Source organism: Streptosporangium canum (genome assembly GCF_900113865.1).
Lineage (GTDB): Bacteria > Actinomycetota > Actinomycetes > Streptosporangiales > Streptosporangiaceae > Streptosporangium > Streptosporangium canum.
Map to the genome: position 1 here is coordinate 79733 of NZ_FOQY01000006.1, position 21147 is coordinate 100879.

Consider the following 21147-nt stretch of genomic DNA (forward strand, 5'->3'; position numbering starts at 1 on the left):
CGTGGCTCAGCGCAGCAGGTCGAGGACCGGCGCGAACGCCTTGGCCGCCTCGGCGGGCACGGTCACGTCGGTTAGCCCCCAGCGGTCCCGGCGCCGCAGCAGTTCCTCGGCGACCTGGGCCGGCGAGCCGATCAGCATGCCGGGTGATGAGCACAACCGTTCCGGGGTCTTGCCGGCCGCCGTCGCGTACGCCTGGATGACCGGCTCGGGCCGCGGCGTGATCAGGCACTCCCAGACGACGTGGTTGCGCGGCGCCTTGGTCTCGCGGCCGGCCTCGGCCTCGGCGATCCGGCGCACCTTCTCGTCCAGCCGCTCGGGTTCGAGGTCGGCTACGTCGATGCCGCCCTGCCACGTGCTGCGGACCATGATGCTGATGATGTCGGCGTGCCGGGCGGCCAGCGTGAGCATCCGCGGGCTCGCCGCGCCGATGGTGAGCGGCACCCGGCCGGTCACCGGCGTGCCGAGCGGCTCGGCGACCTCGGCGGTGAAGCACGTGCCGGTGTACTTGAGGGCTTGTCCCCGCAGCAATGTCCCGAGGATCTCGATCGCCTCGGTGACCCGCAGGAGACGCTCGGCCCGGGTATAGGGCCTGCTGCCGGTGGCGATCGCGTCGCTGGCCAGCCATCCGGCGCCCACGCCGAGCTGGAACCGGCCGCCGGACAGGGCGTCCAGGGAGAGCGCCGCGTCGGCCAGCTCGACCGGGTTGCGCAGGGACAGGTTCGCCACGCGCAAGGCGAGCGTGAGGCGGGTGCTCAGCGCCGCGGCCGAGGCGAGGGCCGTGATCGCCTCCAAGCCCTGCCCGACATGGTCGTTGAGGGCCACCCCGTCGTACCCCAGGTCTTCGGCCCGGCGGACGAGGTCGCGCCACTCGGTGGCGCTGGGGACGCCGGGGGTGGCCAGTGAGAAAGAGAACGGATGTGTCATCAGGGCTTCACCGTGTCGAGGTCGATTCGGGCGGGCACACCATCGGCCCAGTTCTGGAGCAGGTCGTCGTCGCCGGCCTCGTCGATCCGGCCGGCCAACTGCCACGCCACCCGGGCACCGCGCCCGGGTTCGAGCCGGACTGTCAGGCGCATGGCGGCGCCGAAGCCGGGCCGGTGCGACCGGACCGCCTCGGCGCAGCCCGGCACCTGCCGGTCCTCGCCGTGCACCCGGGATGGGTCGCTGTGGACCAGCCCGATGCCGCTGACCGCGCCCCAGGCCGCCTTGTCCGCGGCGAGGCCGGTCATCCGGCGCACCATGGCAGCGGCGAGGCCGGCCTGTGTGCGATGGAATGCGGACGCTCCGCGGAACGGCGGCGGGACGATACCAGCGGTGAGAAGCGAGTGCAGCGCGTGTTCGTGGTTGTGCCAGGCGTACGCGAAGGCAGGATCCGCCTGCACGCAGGCGTGCAGCAGTGGGCCGAACAGCGCGTCGCGCAGGCATTCGCGGTACACGGCAAGCAGGGGCAGCCCCACCGAGCCAAGCGTGCTGCGCCCGTCCCATGCCTTGGCGGCCGCGACCGCCGCCCGCAACTCGGCGGGGGCATTGGCGCCGACCGGGATCCGGGTGAGCAGGTCGCGATAGAAGGAGTAGTACGCGGCGTCGTCGTCGAGCTGCAGTGCCAGGTCGAGATCTTCGGGGGCGCCGGGGAGCTCGGCCCGGCCGGTCAGCACGTCGGCGATGCGGCGGGCCCGTACCGCCGGGAAGTGGTTGCGGCCGATCGGGGTGGTGTCGTCGGTGCGGTGCTGCGGGCTTGCGTTGTTCGCGTTGACGATGACGCCGCTGTCGCGGACCAGCCGGGGCCGGTAGGCCGGGTCGGCCAGCCGGGTGCCCGTCCGATCCCACTGGGCGCCGCCGCACGTCCAGCCGATCCGGGTGCCGTCGGCGATCACGACGTTGAGCGCGGGGCCGCCGGAGGTCGCCGCGAGATCGAGTGCCTCGGCCAGGTCACGGGAGCGGGCGATGCGGCTCAGCGTCAGGTCGTAGCCGCCCGGCTCGAGAACGGCCCACCGACCGTCGGCGACCGTGTAGCCGGCCAGGCGGGTGACACCCCAGGCCAGAGTGCCGTTGGTGCCGCTGGCGACCGCGGGCAGGCCGATCATCACGAAGCCGATGACCGTGTCACCGCCGACCGCGAAGTGCACCGGGCAGAGCAGACTCGGGTGGGTCAGCGGCAGATGCAGATCGTTGGCGAACACGGTGCCCCGCTCGTGCACCCGAGCCCAGACGTTGGAGCCCCACGGATCGGCGGTCTTCATCGGCGTGCGGTCGAGGGGCGTCCAGGATCGGGCCGCGGTCGCGAGCACGGCCCGCACGTCGTCGCGCTGCCGGTCGCTCAGGCCCGGTTCGGCCGGAATCGCCGCGCCGAAGAGGTCCGTCGCGTACGGATCATCGGTCGGCAACAACAGATCGGCGACCGACTCTGGGAGGGTGACCCGCAGGGTCTGCTCGGCGGCGATGTCGGTGCCATCGGTGGACAGCTCCTGAGCGTAGAAGATGCCGACCGCCAGGCTGTCACCCGCCGTCCAGCCCGGAACACCGGTCGCGGCGACGCCCTCGGCGAACGCGATCAGCTCCGTACGCTGTTCATCGGGCAGTTCGTCGACGAGGCGGTCCGCGCGGTCCCCGACGCCGAGCCGTAGCTGCCGGGGCTCGGTCCGCGCCCGGTGACGCAGGTGATCCAGCTGTCGCGCCCGGGTGCGGCCCTGCCGACGCCCCTCGGCGTGCCAGCCGGCCACCCAGTCGTCCGCCCGCACGATCTCCAGTTCGGTCATCTGTGGCCCGCCCCCAGACGCGACAGTCGCGACCAGGTGGAGAGCAGGCGCCGACCGCACTCGTCCGCCGCGTCTGCGCCGACCGCGCCGGTGTCGTACTCGACATCGAGGTGCAGACCGGTGGCGTCGTCGCGAACGGTGACGAACCATGGGACGGCGGTCGGTGTGACCGGGCGGGGCAGGTGGGCGTACTCGTGCCTCCGAACCAGACGCACCGGACCGGGAAGCTCGGCCGGAGCCGGTGCGTATGCCAGGGCGGCCACCGGCGTCACCTCGGCCGGCAGGGTCAGCAGCTCGGGCGGAACCGGGTCACCGTCGAACGCGGTCACCAGCTCGCGGCGAGCCTGCGCCAGCGCGATCCGCGGGTTCTCGTGGGCCTCGATCGCCAGATGGGCCGAGGTGGCGAACAGCCCGATCGTATCCTGATCGGCGGCGCCGCGGTTCTCCAGGACGGTGCCGAGCAGGGCGGCCTTCGCCGGTTCGGCCACGGCCGCTGCCACCGTGGCCAGCAGCACGACGAACGGCGTCGTGCGCAACCCGGGGTCCACCGGGGGCAGCGGCGAGGTCCAGGTGGCCAACCGGTGGGTACGCCTCCCGGCGCCACCCGGCAGCCGCGCGGCCCGGCTCGTCCGGTGGATCCGTTCGGCCAGCGCTTCCTCGGCCCGCCGCACCCGAGCCGCCTGGTCCTGGTCGGCCTGAGCCTGCGCATACGCGAGATAGCTGCCGGCCGCCTCCGGAGTCCGCTCCCCGGAGAGCAGCCGCCCGACGTCGGCGGCGAGCACCTCCAGGCTTCGGCCGTCGGCGACCAGGTGGCTGGTCAGCACCAGCAGGAGGCTGCGGTCGGCGTGTGTGATCAGATGCAGGCGCAGCGCCGGGCGGTCCGTCGGCGACACCGGCTGCTGGGCGATCCGGACGGCCCGGGCAAGCACACCGGCCTCATCGTCGGCGGCGTGCGTCCCGATCTCGACCACCTCCGGTCCGGCGTCGCGCAGCCAGACGCCGTCCCGATCCTCCTCGAGTACCGCGCGCAGGGCATCGTGCCGCTGCTGAAGGTAGTCGCCCAGGCGGCGCAGCCGGGTGGTGCTGGGCCGGTCGGCCAGCCACAGCGGCAACGTGAGGGTGTTGACCGGGGTGTCCCGCAGCGCGCGTTCCACGGGCCAGAGCGCCAGTTGCTGCGAGGTAGCCGGCACCCGCGTGGATCGCACGGCACGGCCAGACCGGGGCGCGGCCGCAGCGGCGGCTCGCCGCACCGCCGCCTGCCAGGCCCCGAACGAGGGATGGTCGAAGATCAGGGCGAGCGGAACGTCGCGCCCGGTGACGGCACGGGCGGCCGCGGTGAGCCGGGTGGCAGTCAGGCTGTGCCCGCCCAGCGCGAAGAAGTCATCGTCATCGGCCACCTCGGACACGCCAAGCAGCCGGCACCAATGATGTTCGAGCGTATGCTCCGCATGCCGGTTGGAGGTTCCATCGGCCAACCGGGTAGCGACGGCCGCATAGTCCGGCTTGCCGTTGAACAACCGGGGAATCTCGTCAACCAGGGTGAGCCGAGCCGGAATCATGACAGCCGGAGCGACCCGGGTAAGGGCCTCGCGCAGCCGGGGCTCGGGCCCCTCGGCGTAGACCACCGCCGCGCCGAGCTCACCGTCCGGCAGCAGGACCGCGGCGGCCGTGGCGGCACCGGCCGAGCAGAGCAGGCTCTCCACCTCGGCCAACTCGACCCGGTGCCCGCGCACCTTGACCTGCCGGTCGCGGCGGCCCGTGACATACAGGCGTCCCGAAGCGTCGATCCACCCCCGGTCCCCGGTGGCGTACCAACGTTCCGGCTCGCCGGAGGGCCCCGCGCGCAGCGTGAACGCCGCCGCGGTCGCTTCGGGATCGTTGAGGTAGCCGCGGGCGACCCCGGTCCCGCCGATCAGGATCTCGCCGCGCTCGCCGGCCGGAAGCGGGCGCCCCTGGTCGTCGACGATTTCGAGGAGTACGCCGTCGGCCGGACAGCCGACGTGCAGCGGCTCCCCCGGCTCCTGGAAACCGCCGGTGGCCTGTACTGTCGTCTCGGTCGGGCCGTACACGTCGGCGATCCGGGTACCCGGCAGCGCGGCCCGGGTGTCCGCCCACAGCTTCTCGTCGACCATCTCGCCGCCCAGGAACAGCGCCGCCAGCCGCGGCGGATCAGAGGGGTCGACGAACGGAAGGACCAGCCGCCAAAGTGACGGCACGCAGTGCAGCCCGCTGCCGGGCCGGTCACGCAACGCGGTGAGCAGCCGGTCCGGCCGCCGGGCCAGGTCCGGGTCGACCAGCCACACAGTGTCGCCGCGGGACAGCGGCGCGAGGGTCTGCTGGACGCTCGCGTCGAAGCTCAGCCGGGTCAGCGCGGGCACCGTGACCGGCGCGACCCAGCGCACATAGTTCACCAGCTGCCGGTGCTCGACCATCACCCCGCGCGGCGTCCCGGTCGAGCCGGAGGTGAAGCAGACGTACGCGAGGTCCTCCGGCTCCGCCCGCGTGGCACCCGGATCACCACCGATTTCAAGATCGATGGTCCGGGCCGGCCCCATGACCGGGGATTCACCGGCGTCGTCCCCGAGCAGTGTGAGCCGCACGCCGGCGACCGACGCGATGTGCCGCAGCCGGGCCGGCGGGTCGCGCGGATCCAGGGCGATATATGCGGCACCGGCCGCCATTACGGCGAGCAACCCGGCGACCCCCGCGCCGCCCGGCGTGGACACCACCGCAACCAGGTCACCCCGGCAGACACCGTCCGCCGCCAGCCGCCGGGCCAGCCGCCGGACGATGGCCGCGAGCTCGCCGTACGTCATCCGGTGCCCACGGCCATCGAGGGCGAGCGCTCCCGGATCACGTTCGGCCGCGGCGAAGAAGAGGTCGGGATAGGTCGTCATGCCGACTGCCACACCGACCGGGCCAGCTCGTGCAAGTTCGTGAGGCCGTCGAGCACGGTCGGCGCCGGGATGCCGAAGTCGACCAGACAGGCGATCTCGTTCACCCCCGCCTCGCGCAGCCGCCGCACCATGGCGCTCGCCGTCGCCACATCACCGAAGAGCCCATTGCTGACGAAGTACCGTTCGAACGCCATCTCGGCCAGCGTGCGCCGGTCGGCCTCGGTCACCTTCGCGAGGTCGATCGCTCCGGTACGGGCGAGCAGCTTCTCGAACAACGACATGTGCGCGAGCAGGTAGCGCACCAGCGGCCCGCGGGCCTCCTGCCGGGCCTGCTCCAACGTGGCACCGACGTACGTGTGCAACATCACCGTGACCCGTCCGGCCGCCGGGTCGAGACCGGCTTCCGCCCGTGCCTTGCGGTAGACCGCGATCTTATCGGCCAGTTCCTCCACCGACTGTTCGAGCAGCGCGCTCAGCACGTGGGTGTCGGCCGCGGCCGCCGCCTTCCAGGTGGACACGTTGCCGGAACTGGTCAGCCAGATCGGCAACCGGGCGGTGGCCGGCCGCGGGTGGGAGAGCAGCTCCACCGGCTGGCCCGCACCGTCGAGTCGGGACACCGGCTTGCCCGCCCACAGGCCGCGCAGCTCCTGGAGGCGTTCCAACAGGATCTCGCGGCGCCGTTCGTACGCCTGCGGCGCCAGTGCGAAGTCCTGCGTGTGCCATCCGCTGGCCAGGCTCAGCCCGACCCGGCCGCCGCTGAGGTTGTCGAGGACGCCCCACTGCTCGGCTACCAGCAGCGGATCGTGCAGCGGGAGCACCACGCTGCCGGCGCGCAGCTTCACCCGCGTGGTGGTCGCAGCCAGCGCAGCCAGCAGAAGGCCGGGCGAACTGTACGGCCCGCCGAACGCGTCGAAGTGCCGCTCGGGCACCCAGACCGCCTCGAAGCCCGCCCGATCCGCGAACCCGGCGCACTTGAGCAGCAGGTCGTACTTGCTCGCCGCGACGTCACCGGTCTCGGCCGAGAAGAAGAAGAGGCTGAAGCCCGGGTTGTTCTCCGACTCACCGGCCGGCACCTCGGGAGCCGGCCGCGGCGCCACCGCCGCGCCACCGGAGGCGCCCGTCAACCGCCGTTCGAGCAACGCGCGGCGTTCCGGAGACAATGCCGCCAGCCGCCGATCCAGGTCGTCCATCACGTCCTGCCCTTTCTACGCTGCGGTACCCCCGCCGTCAGGCTTTGGTCTTCTTCTTCGGTCCCCGGGCGGGCGCCGGACCGGCGAACCGCTCGTCGAGCCGCCCGATCGGCCGCTCCGCCCGGTCCCAATCGACGTCCCGGTCACGCTCGCGGCCGAGGATCCTCAGGTACTCGGCCCGCGACACCGGCTGTACGCCGCGCGGGATCAGATGTGGTCCCGGGTACTGGCAGTCGACCAGCGCCCCGCCGCCGTCGAAGAACCGCACCACGATGTCGAGCAGCGCCACCTTCCACACGCCCTCGCGCCGGTGGAACAGCGACTCGGCCATCAGGACGCCGCCGACCTGCAGGCCGTACAGGCCGCCGATCAGCTCGTCCCCCTCCCAGATCTCCAGGCTGTGCGCGCGGCCCCGCCGGTGCAGTTCCTCGAACGCGTCCACCATGTCGTCGGTGATCCACGACGTGTCGTGACGCCGGCAGGACAGCATCACCTCCCGCAGGCGCTGGTCGACGGTGCTGCGCCACCCGCACTCGCGCATCAGCCGGCGCAGGTGCCGCCGGGGTTTCCACGGGCCGTCGACGGTGAACACCCCTCGCGGGTCGGGCGACTGCCACCACACCTCATCGCCGGAAGGTCCGCCCGGGAACTCCGGGATGATGCCGGACGCCAGTTCGTCGGCGTGCTTCTCGCGCATCATGGCCTTGGTCGTCTCGCGCACGCACGGTTCGGGGAAGACTCCGCTGGTGTATGCGTCGAGCAGCACCTGGGCCTCCAGCCGTCCCCCGAGGACGAGGGGAGAGGTCAGCCCGCGTCCCTCGGCGAGGAGTCGCTGCCAGAGTTCCGGCGACAGGGCGCCGGCGGTGGGTCGTGATGCCGGGACCACACCTACTCTTCCTCCAGCACACGGGTGTGCGCGCCCCGGTATCCGCAGAGCAGGCCGAGCCGGGGCTGCGTGGTCGGGTTGGGCGGGCTGTAGTGGATCACGGTGCCACTGTGGATGGCGGCTCCGCCCGGCTCCAGCACCGCCGTCTTCACGAGTTCCCGCTGGCTGTGGATGTCCCAGCCGGTCACGATGAGGCCGAACGGCGCCGGCTCGTGCGGGACCAGGCCCTGCTTGTGGGTGCCGTTCCAGTATTCCAGCGCACCGTTCTGCTCGGTCGCCGGGTCGATGGCGATCCACAGGTGCACCATGTCGATCGGCTCGATCGGCAGGAAGATGGCATCCTGATGCGGGACCGCGGACGAGCCGACTTCGGCGTACTTGTTGAAGGTCTCCACCACGTACAGTTCAGGCTCGTAGCCGGCCACACCGGCCACCAGGGCCTTCAGATCGGCCCGGTTGCCGAACTTGCGGAACCAGGGGTCCACCTGATCCATGAAGTAGCAGCTACGGATGGCCTCGCCGTCCTCCTCGTACCGGACGGTCTTGTCGATGACCGACTGGGGAAGCGCCGGAATGACCTGCTTAATGTACCGGTCGATCTGCGATCGGCACTCCTGGACCTCGTCGCCGCTGAGGATCTGACCGACCACCACCGACCCGTCACGATCGTATTCATCGTGCAGTTCGACAATTCTTTCGCGGCTGAACGGAAGCAAGCCGGTAGACAAAGGTTGCTCCTTCTGATCTCGGTTATTCCACGATTGAAACGGTTTCAGCGAACAGCAGAGACGCGTCGGGCCGAAACGGGTTCCGCATCAGCCGCCGCAACTATGGTGACGTCACGAGAAGGCGCGCAACACCGATCAGGGTTAGTCCGGCCCCGCTCAAATCGAGAAATGACCATGAGAAAACAGCCTTGCCTCCTCGGCTCTCCCCGTCGTCGTCCCAGGCGCGTGTGCCGTGCTCCCCGGCTCAGGGCCAATCGGGCCCGACAGCTTCGGCGCCGACGTTATCAGTACATCCCCAATGCTCGTCCAGCACGGATCCAGTTTTTCTTCCGCGCGCGACCATCCAGTCAAGACGAAGTCGCAGGTCGTGCGCCATATTGAAGTTCATAATGGCAAGGGCCTGCCACATGTGCGCCGGGCTCGATGCGCTTCGCGAGAGTCTTGCAATCACACTCCCGTGCGTGTAGTAATGATGATCAGGGAGCTGCGCCTGATGAAACGGGGGAAATTTCATGCGGCTTGACGCTATGCCGTCTCGGATTCTTCTCCCGCAGGCGACATCGGCGCCATTGTCGATCACCGATCTTCACCCGGCATTGTCCGAGCCGGTTCTTTCCTCAATGGACTTCTTGAACGAGGTGACCTCCCGATATCCGGAGGCCGTTTCATTCGCTCCGGGCCGCCCGCACGAACAGTTCTTCGAGGGCGTGGATCCGGGACGGCTGATCCGCCGCTATCAGGACCACCTGCGCGCGACCGGCGCCACCCCTCGGGAGGCGCAGCGCCGGGTCCTGCAGTACGGCGCTGCGGCTGGGATCATCAACGACCTGCTGGCCCGGGCGCTCGGCCGGGAACAGGGCCTCGAGGTGATCGGTGAGGACCTCGTGGTCACCGTCGGCGCCCAGGAGGGAATCTTCCTCTCCCTGCTGGTGCTGTCCGGTCCCGAGCGCGGTCCGGTGCTGGTCACCGACCCCTGCTACGTCGGCGCCTCGGGTGCGGCCCGCCTGCTCGGCCTCGACCTGGTGGCCGTGGCCGCCCACGAGGGCGCCTCGGCGCCGCGAGCGGACGCGTTACGCGAGGTCGTCGCCGGGTTGCGGCGGGACGGCCGCCCGCCGCGGGTGCTCTACACGATCCCTGACTTCGCCAACCCGGGCGGCTACACGATGACCGTCGGTGAGCGGCGCGAGCTGATCGCGGCCGCCGGCGAGCTCGGCCTGCTGATCATCGAGGACAGTCCGTACGTCTTCACCGCGCCCCGCGACGAGCGCGTGCCCACCCTCAAGGCGCTGGACGACCCGGCCGACCCACGGGTGATCCACATCGGCACGTTCGCCAAGACCGGCCTGCCCGGCGCGCGGGTCGGTTACGTGGTCGCCGACCAGCGGGTCACCGGCCCGGCCGGTGAGAGCACGCTGGCCGCGCAAATCGCCACCGCCAAGAGCATGGTCACACTCAACACCTCGCCCATCGGCCAGGCCGTCGTCGGCGGCCTGCTGCTGGAGCTGGAGGAACAGGACAGGCTGCCGGGCGAGGACCGCGGCGCGTTCTATCGGGCCTCCCTCGCCCACCTGCTGTCCGCCCTCGACGCCCAGCTCGGGCAGCACCCGCGGCTGCGTGACCGGGTGCGGTGGAACCGCCCGGACGGTGGCTTCTTCGTGGTCGTCACCTGTGACTTCCCGGTGCCCGAGGAGCTGCTGGAGGTTTCCGGCCGCGATTTCGGCGTGCTCTGGACCCCGATGAGCCACTTCAGCCTGGACGACGACCCGACCGTACGCCGGCGGCTGCGCCTGGCCTGCAGCTACCTCTCCGAGCAGCAGATCGACATCGGCGTCGAACGGCTCGCACGGTTCCTCGCCTGGGCTGCCGCGGGCGCGCAGGGGACCGCCGATGTCTGAGGAGTTTCCGCTCTCCTATCAGCAGGAGGGCCTGTGGCTGATCGATCAGTCGGCGCCGGAGGCCGCGGTCTTCAACTCGGTGGCGACCTACCGGGTGCGCGGCCCGCTCGACGTCGCCCGCCTCGATGCCGCGCTGACCGGCATCGTGGCTCGGCATGAGAGCCTGCGCACTGCGGTGACCGCCGTGGACGGCGTGCCCCGCGGTCGGCTCCTCGACCCCGCACCGGTGACCGCCGAGGTCATCGACGCCACCGGCATGACCGAGGCAGAGGCGTCGGCGGCGCTCGCCCGGGCCGGCGCGCGGCCGTTCGACCTCGGGCGCGACGTGCTGCTGCGGGCCGCCGTCGTCCGGCTCGCGCCCGCGGATCACCTACTGCACCTGTGCGCGCACCACATCGCCTGCGATGGTCGCTCGCTCGCGGTGATCCGCGGGGAACTACGCGACGCGTACGCCGGCCTGGCCGACACAGGCGGCGAGGTCGACGCCATCGCACGCGAACACACCGCCGTTCAGCGCCGGAGCTTTCCGCAGGGTTCGAACTCGGCGGCCGTCCGTGAGATCGTCGAGGACCTGGCCGACCTGCCGGTGGAACCGGCCATCACCGCCGACCGCCCCCGGCCGCGCGTGTCCACCTTCGCGGCCGACTTCGTGGCCGTCGACCTCGACGAGCCGCTGTGGAAGGCAGTGCGAGCGCTGGCCGCCGAGGAGCGATGCGCACCGTTCAGCATTCTGCACGCCGTGTTCGCCGCGCTCTCCTCCGTCCACGGTGCACGATCGGACGTCGCGATCGGCACAGCGACGCTCAATCGGCGCCGCCGGGAGGCCGACGCGGTCGGGCTGTTCGTGAACCTCGCGGTGCTGCGGGTGTCCGTCGCGCGGGCCGAGCCGTTCCGCGACCTGGTGGAGGCGGCCCGCGGCGCGCTGCTCGACGCGCTGGAGGCCCAGCACGTGCCGTTCGAGCTGATCACCGCCGAACTGGGCCGCCGGGTGGCGCTCAGCGACGCGCAGCCGTTCCAGATCGTGCTGCAGACGCTCGACGACACCGAGCCTGAGCTCGAACTGACCGGCCTCGAGGTCGAGCCGGTCGACACCGGCGCTCACTTGCCGCTGCATTTCGACCTCGGCCCGACTCTGCTGATCAACGGCGACACCGCCACCCTGCGCCTCGCGTACCGCACCGAGCTGTTCGACCGCGCGACGATCGAGAAGATCGGCCGGACCGTACGCGCGGTGCTGGAGGCCGCCGTCCAGGATCCGGGCACGCCGATCCGCGACTTGCCCTGGGTCTCGGCGGAGGAGCGGGAGCTGCTCGACGTGTGGAACGCCACCGAGCGGCCGCTGCCCGACGTGCCCAGCGTCGCCGACCTGGTACTGAGGCGCTGCCGGGAGCGGCCCGACGCGCCTGCGTTCGTGCAGGACGACATCACCATCACGTACGGCGAGCTCTGTGAACGGGCCGCCGCGGTGGCGGGAACGCTGGCCGCCGTGGGTACCGTACCCGACGAGGTGGTCGGCGTGCTCGCCCCGCGCGGCGCGGACCTGGCGGCCGTGCAGCTGGGCATCTGGCTGGCCGGCGGCGGCTACCTGGTGCTCAACCCCCGCGACCCCGGCCCCCGTATGCGGTTCCAGGCCGAGGAGGCCGGTGTACGGTTCCTGTTGGCCGCGCCCGAGCTGGCCGGCCGTGCCGCGGAGCTGCCGGTCACCACGATCCCGCTGGACGACCTGCCTACTGCTGCTGGAGAGGCCAGGGCCCGGAAGCGGGACGGCATCGCGTACGTCGTCTACACTTCGGGTTCCACCGGCCGGCCCAAGGGCGTCGTCATCGAGCACCGCGGCGTGCTCAACCTCGTCGCTTGGCACGAGCGGATGTTCAGCACCTGTGCCTCCGACATCGCCACGGTCTCGTCCATCCCTTCGTTCGATGCCTGGACCCTTGAGGTCTGGCCGATGCTGGCGGCCGGCGCCACCCTGTTGATGGTCGGCGACGTCGTCCCGGTCGGCGCCGAACTGCAGGAGTGGCTGCTGCACGAGGGCGTCACGCTGACCCACTTCACCACGCCGGTCGCCGAAACGCTGTTCGAGCTCCCCTGGCCCGAGGGAACGCGGCTGCGCACCATGCTGACAGGCAGTGAACGCCTGCGCCCGCGGGACTGGAGCCGCTTGCCGTTCGACGTGTGGAACGGCTATGGCCCCACCGAGTCGACGGTGATCTGCTCCTCCGGCCCGGTGCCCCGCGACCTATCGGCTGAGGCGTTCCCGCTGGTCGGGCGCCCGCTCGACAACACCTTCATCGAGATCGTCGCCGAGGACGGCCGGTGCGCGCCGGTCGGCGTGCCTGGCGAGGTGTACGTCGCCGGCGCCGGCCTGGCCCGCCGCTACCTCGGCGATCCGGCGCTGACCACTGAGCTGTTCGTCGAGAGGCCTGACCATCGCGGCCGCATGAGGCGGTTCTACCGCAGCGGTGACATCGCTAGGTGGCGGCCCACCGGCGAGATCGAGTTCATCGGCCGGCACGACGACCAGGTCAAGATCCGGGGTTTCCGGATCGAGCCGAAGGAGGTCGAGGCCGTCCTCAGCCGGCATGCCGCGGTGGCCCGTCCGGTGGTGACCGTCCAGACCGGACCGTCCGGTGAGAGGCGCCTGATGGCCTATGCGCTTCTGCGGTCCGGGCACGAAGCCGCCGAGGCGGAGCTGCGGGCGCATCTGGCCGACCGGCTACCGGAATACATGGTGCCGCCGCGGGTAATGGTCGTGGACAGCCTGCCGCTACTGGCCAACGGCAAGATCGACCGCGCCCGCCTGCTGGAGCCGGCCGTCACCGAGTCGGCCGGGCGGCCCGCCGCCTCACCGGCCGAGGACCTCATGTGCGGCATCTTCGCCGAGGTGCTGGACATGCCCGAGGTACGGCCCGACGACAATTTCTTCGAGCTCGGCGGCCACTCGCTGCTGGCCGGCCGACTGACCAGTCGGATCCGGCTCGCCTTCGGCGGCGACGTCACCCTGCTGAGCCTGTTCCAGGCACCCACCCCGGCCGGCATGGTGGCCCGGCTGACCACCGCCGACGATCTCCCGTTCGCTCCGGTACTGACCCTGCGCTCCACCGGCGACCGGGAACCGGTCGTCTGCGTCCACCCCGGCGCCGGGGTGGCCTGGTCCTACACTTCCCTGCTCCGGCAGGTGCCGCAACGCCGTCCGGTATACGCCCTGCAGTCGCTCGGGCTGCGACCCGGCGATACACCGGCGCCGAGCCTGACCGACATGGTCGCCGACTACACCGATCGGATCCGGACGCTCAGCCCCGACCGGCCCTGCCACCTGGTCGGCTGGTCATTCGGTGGCGTCCTGGCCTACCTCGTGGCGCAGGCACTGCCCATCGCCTCGCTCACCCTGCTGGACGTGTATCCGCCGACCGGCTCGCCGCTGCAGCCGGACGACGCGGCCGGTCACGAGCGGGACTGGCTCGCGGTGATCATGAATTCACTCGGGCTCGATTCCGTGCAGGCGTCGCCGTTCGCGGCCCTCGACGAGGAGCAGCTCGGCCGGTTGGCCCGGGTGGCGCGCAATAACGCGCGGATGATGGCTACGTTCCGTCCCGAGCCGTACGCCGGTGACGTGCTCCTCGTGCGAGCCGCGCCGGACGACGCGGAACGGGAGAGGCGTACGGACGCCTGGCGCGACTTGGTCGGCGGCCGCCTCACGGTCGTCGACGCGCCCGCCGACCACGGGCACCTGCTGCAGAGCGAAGGCATCGCCGCGTACAGGCCCGCGCTCGCCGAGACATGGAGGGTGACGTGAACTCGATCGGGGACGTGCCGGGCTTGGCCGGCCGGCGGGTCGTGGTGCTGGCCGGGTCACGTGGCATCGGCCGGGCCGTGGTGGAACTGTTCGCCGCGGCCGAAGCCCGGGTGGTGGCGGTCGCCCGGGGCGAGGCCACCCTCAAGGAACTGGCCGCATCGGACGGTCAAGGGCGGATCGTGCCGCTGGCCGCCGACCTGAGCGAGCCGGGCGCCGCCGAACAGGTGGTGAGCCGGGCGGCCGATCTACTTGGCGGTATCGACGTGCTGGTCAACAACGTCGGCGGCTGGAGCGACCGCCCCGGTGCTACCGGTCCACTGCTCAAGGCCACCCATGACGCCTACACGTCGGTGATGGACCTCAACATCCGGACGACGCTGTTCGCCACGCTTGAGGCGGCTCGGCTGATGATCGCTCAGGGCACCGGCGGCTCGATCTGCTGCACGGCCTCCATCGATGGGCTCTTCCCGGCGCCGGGCGAGGGCCTTTACGGCGCCGCGAAGGCCGCCGTGGTGAACCTTGTGGGAACGCTCGCCTATGAATTAGGCCAGCATCGGATCCGGGTGAACGCGGTGGCCCCGGCAATCATCGAGACCGACCTCACCGCCGAATGGCTGACCGGCGACGACCAACGGGCCGACCGTGCGTCCTTGTACCCGTTGCGAAGATTCGGCCAACCGGACGACGTCGCGAGAACCATTGTTTTCCTCTGTTCTCCGGCGGCCGATTGGATTTCAGGGGTGACCGTTCCCATAAATGGCGGTCAGCAGGCCACCGGGAACGCTTTCCGCTGGGTCCGCCAGCATAATCCGGTGCCTCCGGACCGGAAGTTATGACCGCTGCGCCACGTGAGAGGAAAATGGCATGCCCAGCTCGTTCAGTCGCTTCCTTGACGACGAGGAACTCCAGAAGGTCCGCGAGCTTTACCTGCAGAGTCTCGAGGACGACGGTGAGACGCCCGAGGGTGAGTCCCCAGAGCCCGCGAACACGCCGGCGGCACCCCAGCCGGGAACCTCTGCTGATCTTTAATTCGTAATGTTCGGCGATCATGTGAATATGTCGGATTACTGCCGTATAGCCAGGTCGTGCGGTATACGCAAGGCGGCGGGCTGACCGCCGTGCAACGAGCAGAGCGTAAACGGGTACGGCTGCGCGCGGCCGAACTGTTCGCCTGCGGATACACCGATATGCAGGTGGCCAGGGACCTTCGGGTCACCCGGATGTCGGCCAACCGGTGGCGCCGGGCCTGGCCTCCAAAGGCCCGGCGTCGCTGCGCGGCTGAGCCAGGCGCAGTTCGCCCGACTGGAGGCGCTGCTACGGGGCCCCGGCGCGCCGGGCGAGCGAACGGGGACGAAGAGGCGATCGTGGCGTGGAAGACGGAAGTGTGGCCCCTGGTGGAACCACCGCGGCGGACCTCAGTGCGTGGGTCTGCTTCGGATCTGAGTCAAACTCCGGATGCTGTTGGTGATCTTCCTTGTGTCTGGTGTTCCCGTTGGCTTCGTGGTTCTCTAAAGTGACCTCTCCGCACCGCTCTGTAGTGACTGTATGGAGGTGGACGGGTGTCGATGGGCGGGGATATCGGCCGGGTGATCCCGGCGGAGACGGTCCGTGCGGCCTGGGCGGCTAATCCTTCTGGAACTCCGGCGATGTGGATCCGAGACCGGCTCGCGGGAGTGTTCGGCGAGAAGGACTTCGCTGGCTGGTTTCCCGCTGATGGGCGGCGTGGATTGTCGCCGGTGGTGTTAGCCTCGATCTTTCATGATCTTCGTGTGGTCGGCTGAGACATTCGGCTGAGGGTTGATTTCGCTTCCTGGTCAGCGTGGTGGCCCGGCTGTCGCGCCGGGTGGGCGGGGTTCCACGGGCCCGTGGGTGTCCTTTCCTGGTCGGTGGGGTGGCTTGATGCTGGTCAGGGTGGCGCCGGCAGGGCTTGCAGGCGGGTGACGGCGGTGATGAGCTGCGTGGCCCAGGGCCATCGGGCGGCGATGCGGAGCCGGAGCCGCCGGCCGCTGCGGACCAGACGTCCGGCGACGGCGAACAGGCGCAGCCGCAGGCGCTTGGGTTCCCAGCGGCGGGCGGGGCCGTTCAGGGCGAGCATCTGCATCCAGGCCATGAGGTCGCAGGCCGGCGCGACGATCTCGCACCAGATCCGGTTCTGGGTGAAGTCGTGCAGCGGCAGGTTGCGCAGGCCGGTGTCCTTGGCGCAGCGGATGCGGTCCTCGGCGCGGGCGCGGCGGCGATGGCGCAGTTCCAGATCGGCGAGCTGGCCTTGCTTGGTGTTGGTGACGAAACAGGTGAAGCGGTGCCCGCCCGAGTCGGTGAAGCGCAGTCGCGCACCGGGGTGCGGGCGCTCCCTGCGGACGATGACGCGCATGCCCTTGGGCCAGGAGGTCGACTTCGCCAGGCCGGTGATCTCGGCGACCCAGGCGCCTGGTCTTACCTGCCCCTCGGCGTCGTAGGCGGGTGTCCACGCGCCGGCGGGCAATCGCAAGATCGCCTCACCGATGTCGTCGGTGATGGTGAAGCCGATGGAGTACGTCAACCACCGGCCCGGGCGGGTCGGCCAGGTGAGGAACTCATGAGTGCCGCCGCCTGAGTCGGTGCGGATCAGAATCTGGCGGCGTCGGTGCTTGGGTAGTTGGGCCAGGGCCAGGCGGGTGGCGTTGATGTGGTCGGTGGCGGTGTTGGAGCCGGCGTTGCCCGCCCGCAGTACCAGGGCCAGGGGCTCACCGGCTCCGTCGGGGCCGTGGTCGGCGAAGGCGGTCATGGGGTGGAAGCCGAAGGTTTTCTTCCAGGTCGGGGTGGCGTTTTCCTTGTCGGAGTGGGAGATGACGATGGTGGCGTCCAGATCGATGGGGATCGGCCGGCTGTCGGCTCCGGGCGCGGCTGACTCGGCGCGGGTCCAGGCGTGTTCACGGGCGATGGCGCGGGCGGCGCGGATCGCGGTGAGGGCTTTGGTGGTGTCGGCGGCGAGCCGGTCGATCAGCCGGGAGACGGTCGGATCGGAGGCGATGGGGCCGAACAGTTCTGGCTGGGCGCGCAGCATCGCGATGTCGGCCAGGCAGTCGCCTCCCAGGGCGAGGCTGACGGCGAGATCAGCGATGATCTTTCCGGGGTCGTGGATCGCGCGGGCCGGTCGCCATCGCTGCAGCTGCTCCGACAAGGCACGGTCCAGGCCGGTGACGCGCAGTGTTTCCAGCAACAGCAGCGCGCCTGCTTGGGAGATGAGCCCGGAGCCGTCGGCGGACATGACGATCTTGCGGTGCGACGCGATAGTCTTCACGTGAAAAGTGCCTCTTGAGCTGGTGTGGACGGGACCTTAGACAAGTCCGATCATCCCAGGTCAAAGGCACTTTTCTCATGTAAACGATCAAGGCTGGCGATATTCGTGGCGAAAGCCCGAGGCTAGTACGCCGACATGACACATGGCGACGACCTGCGAGACCGGGCGGCCCGCGCTCCGGTCCACATCGGGACGCGGGCCGTACGTTCTGATCGATCCACGTGGTCGGCAGCTCGCGCACCCGGTGGTCAGAGCGCCCGGAGCGCACCGGCGAAGGCGTCGACGGTGGCGGCGATGTCGGACTCGGTGTGCGCGGTGGACAAGAACCACAGGCCACGCGGCACCATGTTGACGCCGCGGTCGAGGAGCGCCGCGTGCAGCCGGGCCATCATCGCCCGATCGGTCGCGGCGAAGTCGCGATAGTCGCGCACCGCGCCGGCGTCGGTGAAGTAGGTCTGGAAGACCGGTCCGGGACCGTCCACGAGCAGCGGCACACCCGCCTTCTCCGCCTCGGCCCTGATGCCCTCCATCAGCGCCGAGCCGCGGGCGAACAGCGTGCCGTAGACCTCGTCGCGCCGCTCGTCGAGAACGCGCAGCGTCGCCTCGGCCGCCGCGATGCCGACGGGCTGGGAGTTGAACGTGCCCGCGTGGGCGACCTTCCCCGTCGAGATGTGGTCCATGACGGCCGCCTTTCCGACGAGCGCCGACACCTGCATGCCTCCGGCCATGGCCTTGCCGAACACCGACAGGTCCGGGGTGACGCCGAGGTACTCCTGGGCTCCGCCGGGCGCCAGCCGGAAACCGGTGATGATCTCATCGAAGATCATCAGGCTGCCGTGCCGGTCGCAGAGCTTCCGTACGGCTTCGAGGTATCCGGGATCGGGCAGGATCGCCCCGGTGTTGCAGAGCACCGGCTCGGCGATCACCGCGGCGATCTCGGCACCGTAGCGGTCCATCAGGCGGGTCAGGGCCTCCAGGTCGTTCCACGGGCAGACGATCAGGTCCTCGCCGTGGCCCTCCTGCTGGCCGGCCGTACCGGGCACCGCGACGGGAGCGTCGGCCGGGCCGGCCAGGTCCAGGGCGGGATGCACGCTGTAGAGGACCGGGTCCAGCCAGCCGTGGTAGTGCCCTTCGAACTTGAGGATCCTGGAACGGCCGGTGAAGCCTCGGGCCAGCCGGAGAGCGGCGTGGACCGCCTCGGAGCCGACGGTGTTGAAACGGACCCGTTCCGCCGAGGGGACCATCGCGCACAGCCGCTCGGCCACCCGGACCTCGGCCGCGTGCTGGGCCGAGTAGACCATGCCCCGCGCGGCCTGGGCCGAGATCGCCTCGACCACCTCGGGCGGGCAGTGCCCGAGCAGCGCGGGCCCCTGGCCCAGGACGTAGTCGATGTAGGCGTTGCCGTCCACGTCCCAGAGGCGCGCGCCCCGCGCGCGGTCCACGTAGAGCGGGACGCCGGTGGTACGGCGAGCGTCGCTGGAGACCCCTCCAGCCAGGTACTGCTGCGCGGTGGAGTAGAGGTCGCGGCTGACGTCCAGATTGCGGGTCATGACGACCATCAAAGGGCGCATCGCCCGCCGCGGACAAGGAAGAGCGCAAGAGAGAGGTCGTCATCGCAAGGATGGGTTCTTGTGACGCCTCGACCGAGCTGGTGAGCTGGGGCACAACCCTCAGGAAGGAATAGCCGTGTTTCTCGGGCGTATCCGGCGGACTCCCGCCGACCAAGTCGAAGTCGTGGCCTGGCGCGAGGGCGGCGAGCTTGTCAGCCTGTCCGGTCTTGACGGACCCTCCGATCCGGTGGCCCTGCTCGACCGGTTCGGGCTTGAGCGGCTCACCGGGGAGGTGGACCGGCTCTGGGCGACCGCGTCCTCGCTGCTCGACGAGTCGGCGGTGCTGTTCGAGCCGCCGGTGGCCACCTGCACCAAGATCTGCTGCCTGGCGCTCAACTACGTGGAGCACGCCGAGGAGAGCGGGCTGGAGGTGCCGCCCTCGCCGGTGCTGTTCTTCAAGCCGCCGTCCTCGCTGACCGGTCACAACCACCCGGTCGTGGCTCCGGCCCGGACGAGGCATCTGGAGCACGAGGTGGAGCTGGCCGTCGTCATCGGGTCGGTGACCCGGGACCTGCCGGCCGAGCGCTGGCGGGAGGCCGTGGCCGGCTACACGGTGATCAACGACATGACGGCCCGCGACCTGCAGCTGGCGAACATCGACCGCAACGTGCCGTGGGACCAGGCCAAGGGGTTCGACACCTTCGCCCCCGCCGGGCCGTATCTCGCCACCGTGGACGAGGTGCCCGACCCCCAGGCGCTCGAACTCCGCCTGGAGGTGGACGGCCAGGTGCGGCAGCGGGCGAACACCAAGCAGATGGTGTTCGGGATCCCCCAGCTGATCGCCGACCTGTCGGACGGGATGACGCTGGAGCCCGGCGACCTCATCGCGACCGGCACCATCGCCGGGATCGCCCCGCTCCAGGAGGGCGACGTCATGCGGGCCACGGTGGCCGGCGTCGGAACGCTGGTGAACAGGGTTACATTTAGGACCGCCTAAATAGTATTATTCGGCGCATGGACGCGCCCTTCACGGTCGCCGCGCTGGTCGACATCGACGACTTCGTCGCCTCGCGGCGGTCGCGCGGGCAGCCGTGGGCCCTCCACCAGCTCGACCGGGCCGGGCGGGCGGTCCGGGCGGTGACGTACGGCCGGCCGGCGGCGAGCTGCCGTTCGACGCCTCCCGACGAGTGGCTCGTGCTCCTGACCGGCGACGACCCCCACACGCTCATGACCGAGGCGGGCGGGCTGGCGGAGGAGCTGCGCACCCGCATCGTGGGCGAGACCGAGCTCACCGCGACCGTCAGCCTGGGCACCCCGCACAGCGGGCCGGGCGGGGTCGCGGCGGCCGAGCGGGGCGCCCGATGGACGAACTCCTACAAGCTCCTGCTCGGCGGGGACCAAGTGATCACCTCGCCCGCGCCGGACCGGCCGGGCTCGCCGCCTCCGGTGCGGATCGAGCCCGAGCTGGCCCGCCGGATCCAGGTCGGCGACGTCGGCGGCGCGGCCGGACTGCTCTCCAACTGGGTGGACCGGTGCCTGCAGGAACGCGACCTGGACCCGAAGACCCTGCACAGCTGGCTCATGGGCGAGCTGCTGTTCGTCGTCGACGTGGTCAACCGCTCCCGGCTCGCCGGCGGCTCCACGGACTGGCTGGAGGCCTGCGCCCGGCTGCCGGTCGAGCGGCTGATCACCGTGACCGAGATCCACGAGCGTTCCTACCTGCACATCTGGCTGGAGGAGACCGTCAGGCGGCTGGTGCCGGGCGACGGCGCGAAGGACATCCTCACGATGGCCGAGAGCTACCTGACCGCGCACTACACCGATCCCCGGCTCAGGCTCTCCACAGTCGCCGAGGCGATCTCCGCCAGCCCCTTCTACATCTCGCACCTGTTCGCGGAGGAGCGCGGGACCACGTTCCTGCGCCACCTCACCGGGCTGCGCCTGCGCCACGCGCGGACCCTGCTCAGCACCTCCGCCCTGCCGGTCGACGTCGTCGCCACCGAGTCGGGCTACCTGAGCGCGAAGGCCCTGCGGAGCGTGTTCCGGCGCCATGTCGGCTGCTCACCCACCGAATATCGGCGCCAGACATATCGGGCGCGACCATAAATAAGAAATCCCTGAATCAGTGCGCAAAGTATTGAATTAGGGACTGCACCGAAATTAGGCTGT

The 21147-nt window shown here is 70.6% G+C and carries 15 protein-coding genes and 1 pseudogene; 7 read left to right on the top strand and 9 right to left on the bottom strand.

Annotated elements, in window-relative coordinates; translation table 11 throughout:
- Positions 1 to 6: 6 nt before the first annotated feature.
- The 7 genes from BM085_RS11130 to BM085_RS42850 all read right to left on the bottom strand — a co-directional run bounded on the left by BM085_RS11130 (position 7) and on the right by BM085_RS42850 (position 9037).
- Entirely contained in the window at positions 7 to 924 is a 918-nt protein-coding gene (locus tag BM085_RS11130; protein ID WP_093886937.1) for an LLM class flavin-dependent oxidoreductase, read from the bottom strand.
- Positions 924 to 2756 carry a penicillin acylase family protein gene (locus BM085_RS11135; RefSeq protein ID WP_177245053.1) on the bottom strand — a complete coding sequence of 611 codons (1833 nt, stop codon included), beginning with the start codon at positions 2754 to 2756 and terminating at the stop codon, positions 924 to 926. Before BM085_RS11135 ends, BM085_RS11130 begins: the two co-directional genes overlap by 1 nt.
- Positions 2753 to 5653, bottom strand: a complete 2901-nt coding sequence (locus tag BM085_RS11140; protein ID WP_093886939.1) for a non-ribosomal peptide synthetase — start codon at positions 5651 to 5653, stop codon at positions 2753 to 2755. Before BM085_RS11140 ends, BM085_RS11135 begins: the two co-directional genes overlap by 4 nt.
- Positions 5650 to 6843 (bottom strand): MupA/Atu3671 family FMN-dependent luciferase-like monooxygenase, encoded by a 1194-nt coding sequence (locus BM085_RS11145; protein ID WP_093886940.1) that lies wholly within the window; start codon positions 6841 to 6843, stop codon positions 5650 to 5652. Before BM085_RS11145 ends, BM085_RS11140 begins: the two co-directional genes overlap by 4 nt.
- A 37-nt stretch (positions 6844 to 6880) precedes the next feature.
- On the bottom strand, positions 6881 to 7729 hold the full coding sequence (locus BM085_RS11150) for a leucyl/phenylalanyl-tRNA--protein transferase (RefSeq protein ID WP_093886941.1): 849 nt from the start codon (positions 7727 to 7729) through the stop codon (positions 6881 to 6883).
- 2 nt (positions 7730 to 7731) lie between these two features.
- Complete coding sequence (locus BM085_RS11155; RefSeq protein ID WP_177245054.1) at positions 7732 to 8457, bottom strand: phytanoyl-CoA dioxygenase family protein; 726 nt, start codon at positions 8455 to 8457, stop codon at positions 7732 to 7734.
- Positions 8458 to 8701: 244 nt separating this feature from the next.
- Positions 8702 to 9037 carry a hypothetical protein gene (locus BM085_RS42850; protein ID WP_177245043.1) on the bottom strand — a complete coding sequence of 112 codons (336 nt, stop codon included), beginning with the start codon at positions 9035 to 9037 and terminating at the stop codon, positions 8702 to 8704.
- Positions 9038 to 9077: 40 nt separating this feature from the next.
- On the opposite strand from BM085_RS42850, the gene BM085_RS11160 reads away from it, so the two are divergent.
- The 5 genes and pseudogenes from BM085_RS11160 to BM085_RS11180 all read left to right on the top strand — a co-directional run bounded on the left by BM085_RS11160 (position 9078) and on the right by BM085_RS11180 (position 15929).
- Positions 9078 to 10352: an aminotransferase-like domain-containing protein gene (locus BM085_RS11160; RefSeq protein WP_218158689.1), complete on the top strand. Its 1275-nt coding sequence runs from the start codon at positions 9078 to 9080 to the stop codon at positions 10350 to 10352.
- A complete protein-coding gene (locus BM085_RS11165; protein ID WP_093886944.1) occupies positions 10345 to 14148 on the top strand; it encodes a non-ribosomal peptide synthetase in 3804 nt (1267 codons plus the stop codon). The genes BM085_RS11160 and BM085_RS11165 overlap by 8 nt, the downstream gene beginning before the upstream one ends.
- Positions 14145 to 14984 (top strand): SDR family NAD(P)-dependent oxidoreductase, encoded by an 840-nt coding sequence (locus tag BM085_RS11170; RefSeq protein ID WP_177245055.1) that lies wholly within the window; start codon positions 14145 to 14147, stop codon positions 14982 to 14984. The genes BM085_RS11165 and BM085_RS11170 overlap by 4 nt, the downstream gene beginning before the upstream one ends.
- 249 nt (positions 14985 to 15233) lie before the next feature.
- Positions 15234 to 15592 (top strand): annotated as a pseudogene (locus BM085_RS47395) (helix-turn-helix domain-containing protein); the annotation flags it as partial.
- Between the two features lie 115 nt (positions 15593 to 15707).
- Positions 15708 to 15929, top strand: coding sequence for a hypothetical protein (locus BM085_RS11180; protein WP_177245056.1), 222 nt, complete (start codon positions 15708 to 15710; stop codon positions 15927 to 15929).
- Positions 15930 to 16054: 125 nt separating this feature from the next.
- Here BM085_RS11180 and BM085_RS11185 read toward each other — a convergent pair whose 3' ends face one another.
- Complete coding sequence (locus BM085_RS11185) at positions 16055 to 17428, bottom strand: IS1380 family transposase (RefSeq protein WP_143120884.1); 1374 nt, start codon at positions 17426 to 17428, stop codon at positions 16055 to 16057.
- A gap of 248 nt (positions 17429 to 17676) precedes the next feature.
- The gene (locus tag BM085_RS11190; RefSeq protein ID WP_177245057.1) at positions 17677 to 18978 is read right to left on the bottom strand and encodes an aspartate aminotransferase family protein; all 1302 of its coding nucleotides are present in this window, start codon (positions 18976 to 18978) and stop codon (positions 17677 to 17679) included.
- A gap of 136 nt (positions 18979 to 19114) precedes the next feature.
- On the opposite strand from BM085_RS11190, the gene BM085_RS11195 reads away from it, so the two are divergent.
- On the top strand, positions 19115 to 19975 hold the full coding sequence (locus tag BM085_RS11195; protein WP_245789253.1) for a fumarylacetoacetate hydrolase family protein: 861 nt from the start codon (positions 19115 to 19117) through the stop codon (positions 19973 to 19975).
- 17 nt (positions 19976 to 19992) lie between these two features.
- Positions 19993 to 21084 (top strand): helix-turn-helix transcriptional regulator, encoded by a 1092-nt coding sequence (locus BM085_RS11200; RefSeq protein WP_093886946.1) that lies wholly within the window; start codon positions 19993 to 19995, stop codon positions 21082 to 21084.
- The last annotated feature ends 63 nt before the right edge of the window (positions 21085 to 21147 follow it).

Coding starts and splice junctions, on each gene's coding strand:
- BM085_RS11165 (WP_093886944.1), top strand. CDS start 10,345: ATGTCTGAGGAGTTTCCGCTCTCCTATCAGCAGGAGGGCCTGTGGCTG.
- BM085_RS11135 (WP_177245053.1), bottom strand. CDS start 2,756: ATGACCGAACTGGAGATCGTGCGGGCGGACGACTGGGTGGCCGGCTGG.
- BM085_RS11145 (WP_093886940.1), bottom strand. CDS start 6,843: ATGGACGACCTGGATCGGCGGCTGGCGGCATTGTCTCCGGAACGCCGC.
- BM085_RS11130 (WP_093886937.1), bottom strand. CDS start 924: ATGACACATCCGTTCTCTTTCTCACTGGCCACCCCCGGCGTCCCCAGC.
- BM085_RS11200 (WP_093886946.1), top strand. CDS start 19,993: ATGGACGCGCCCTTCACGGTCGCCGCGCTGGTCGACATCGACGACTTC.
- BM085_RS11160 (WP_218158689.1), top strand. CDS start 9,078: ATGGACTTCTTGAACGAGGTGACCTCCCGATATCCGGAGGCCGTTTCA.
- BM085_RS11190 (WP_177245057.1), bottom strand. CDS start 18,978: ATGACCCGCAATCTGGACGTCAGCCGCGACCTCTACTCCACCGCGCAG.
- BM085_RS11140 (WP_093886939.1), bottom strand. CDS start 5,653: ATGACGACCTATCCCGACCTCTTCTTCGCCGCGGCCGAACGTGATCCG.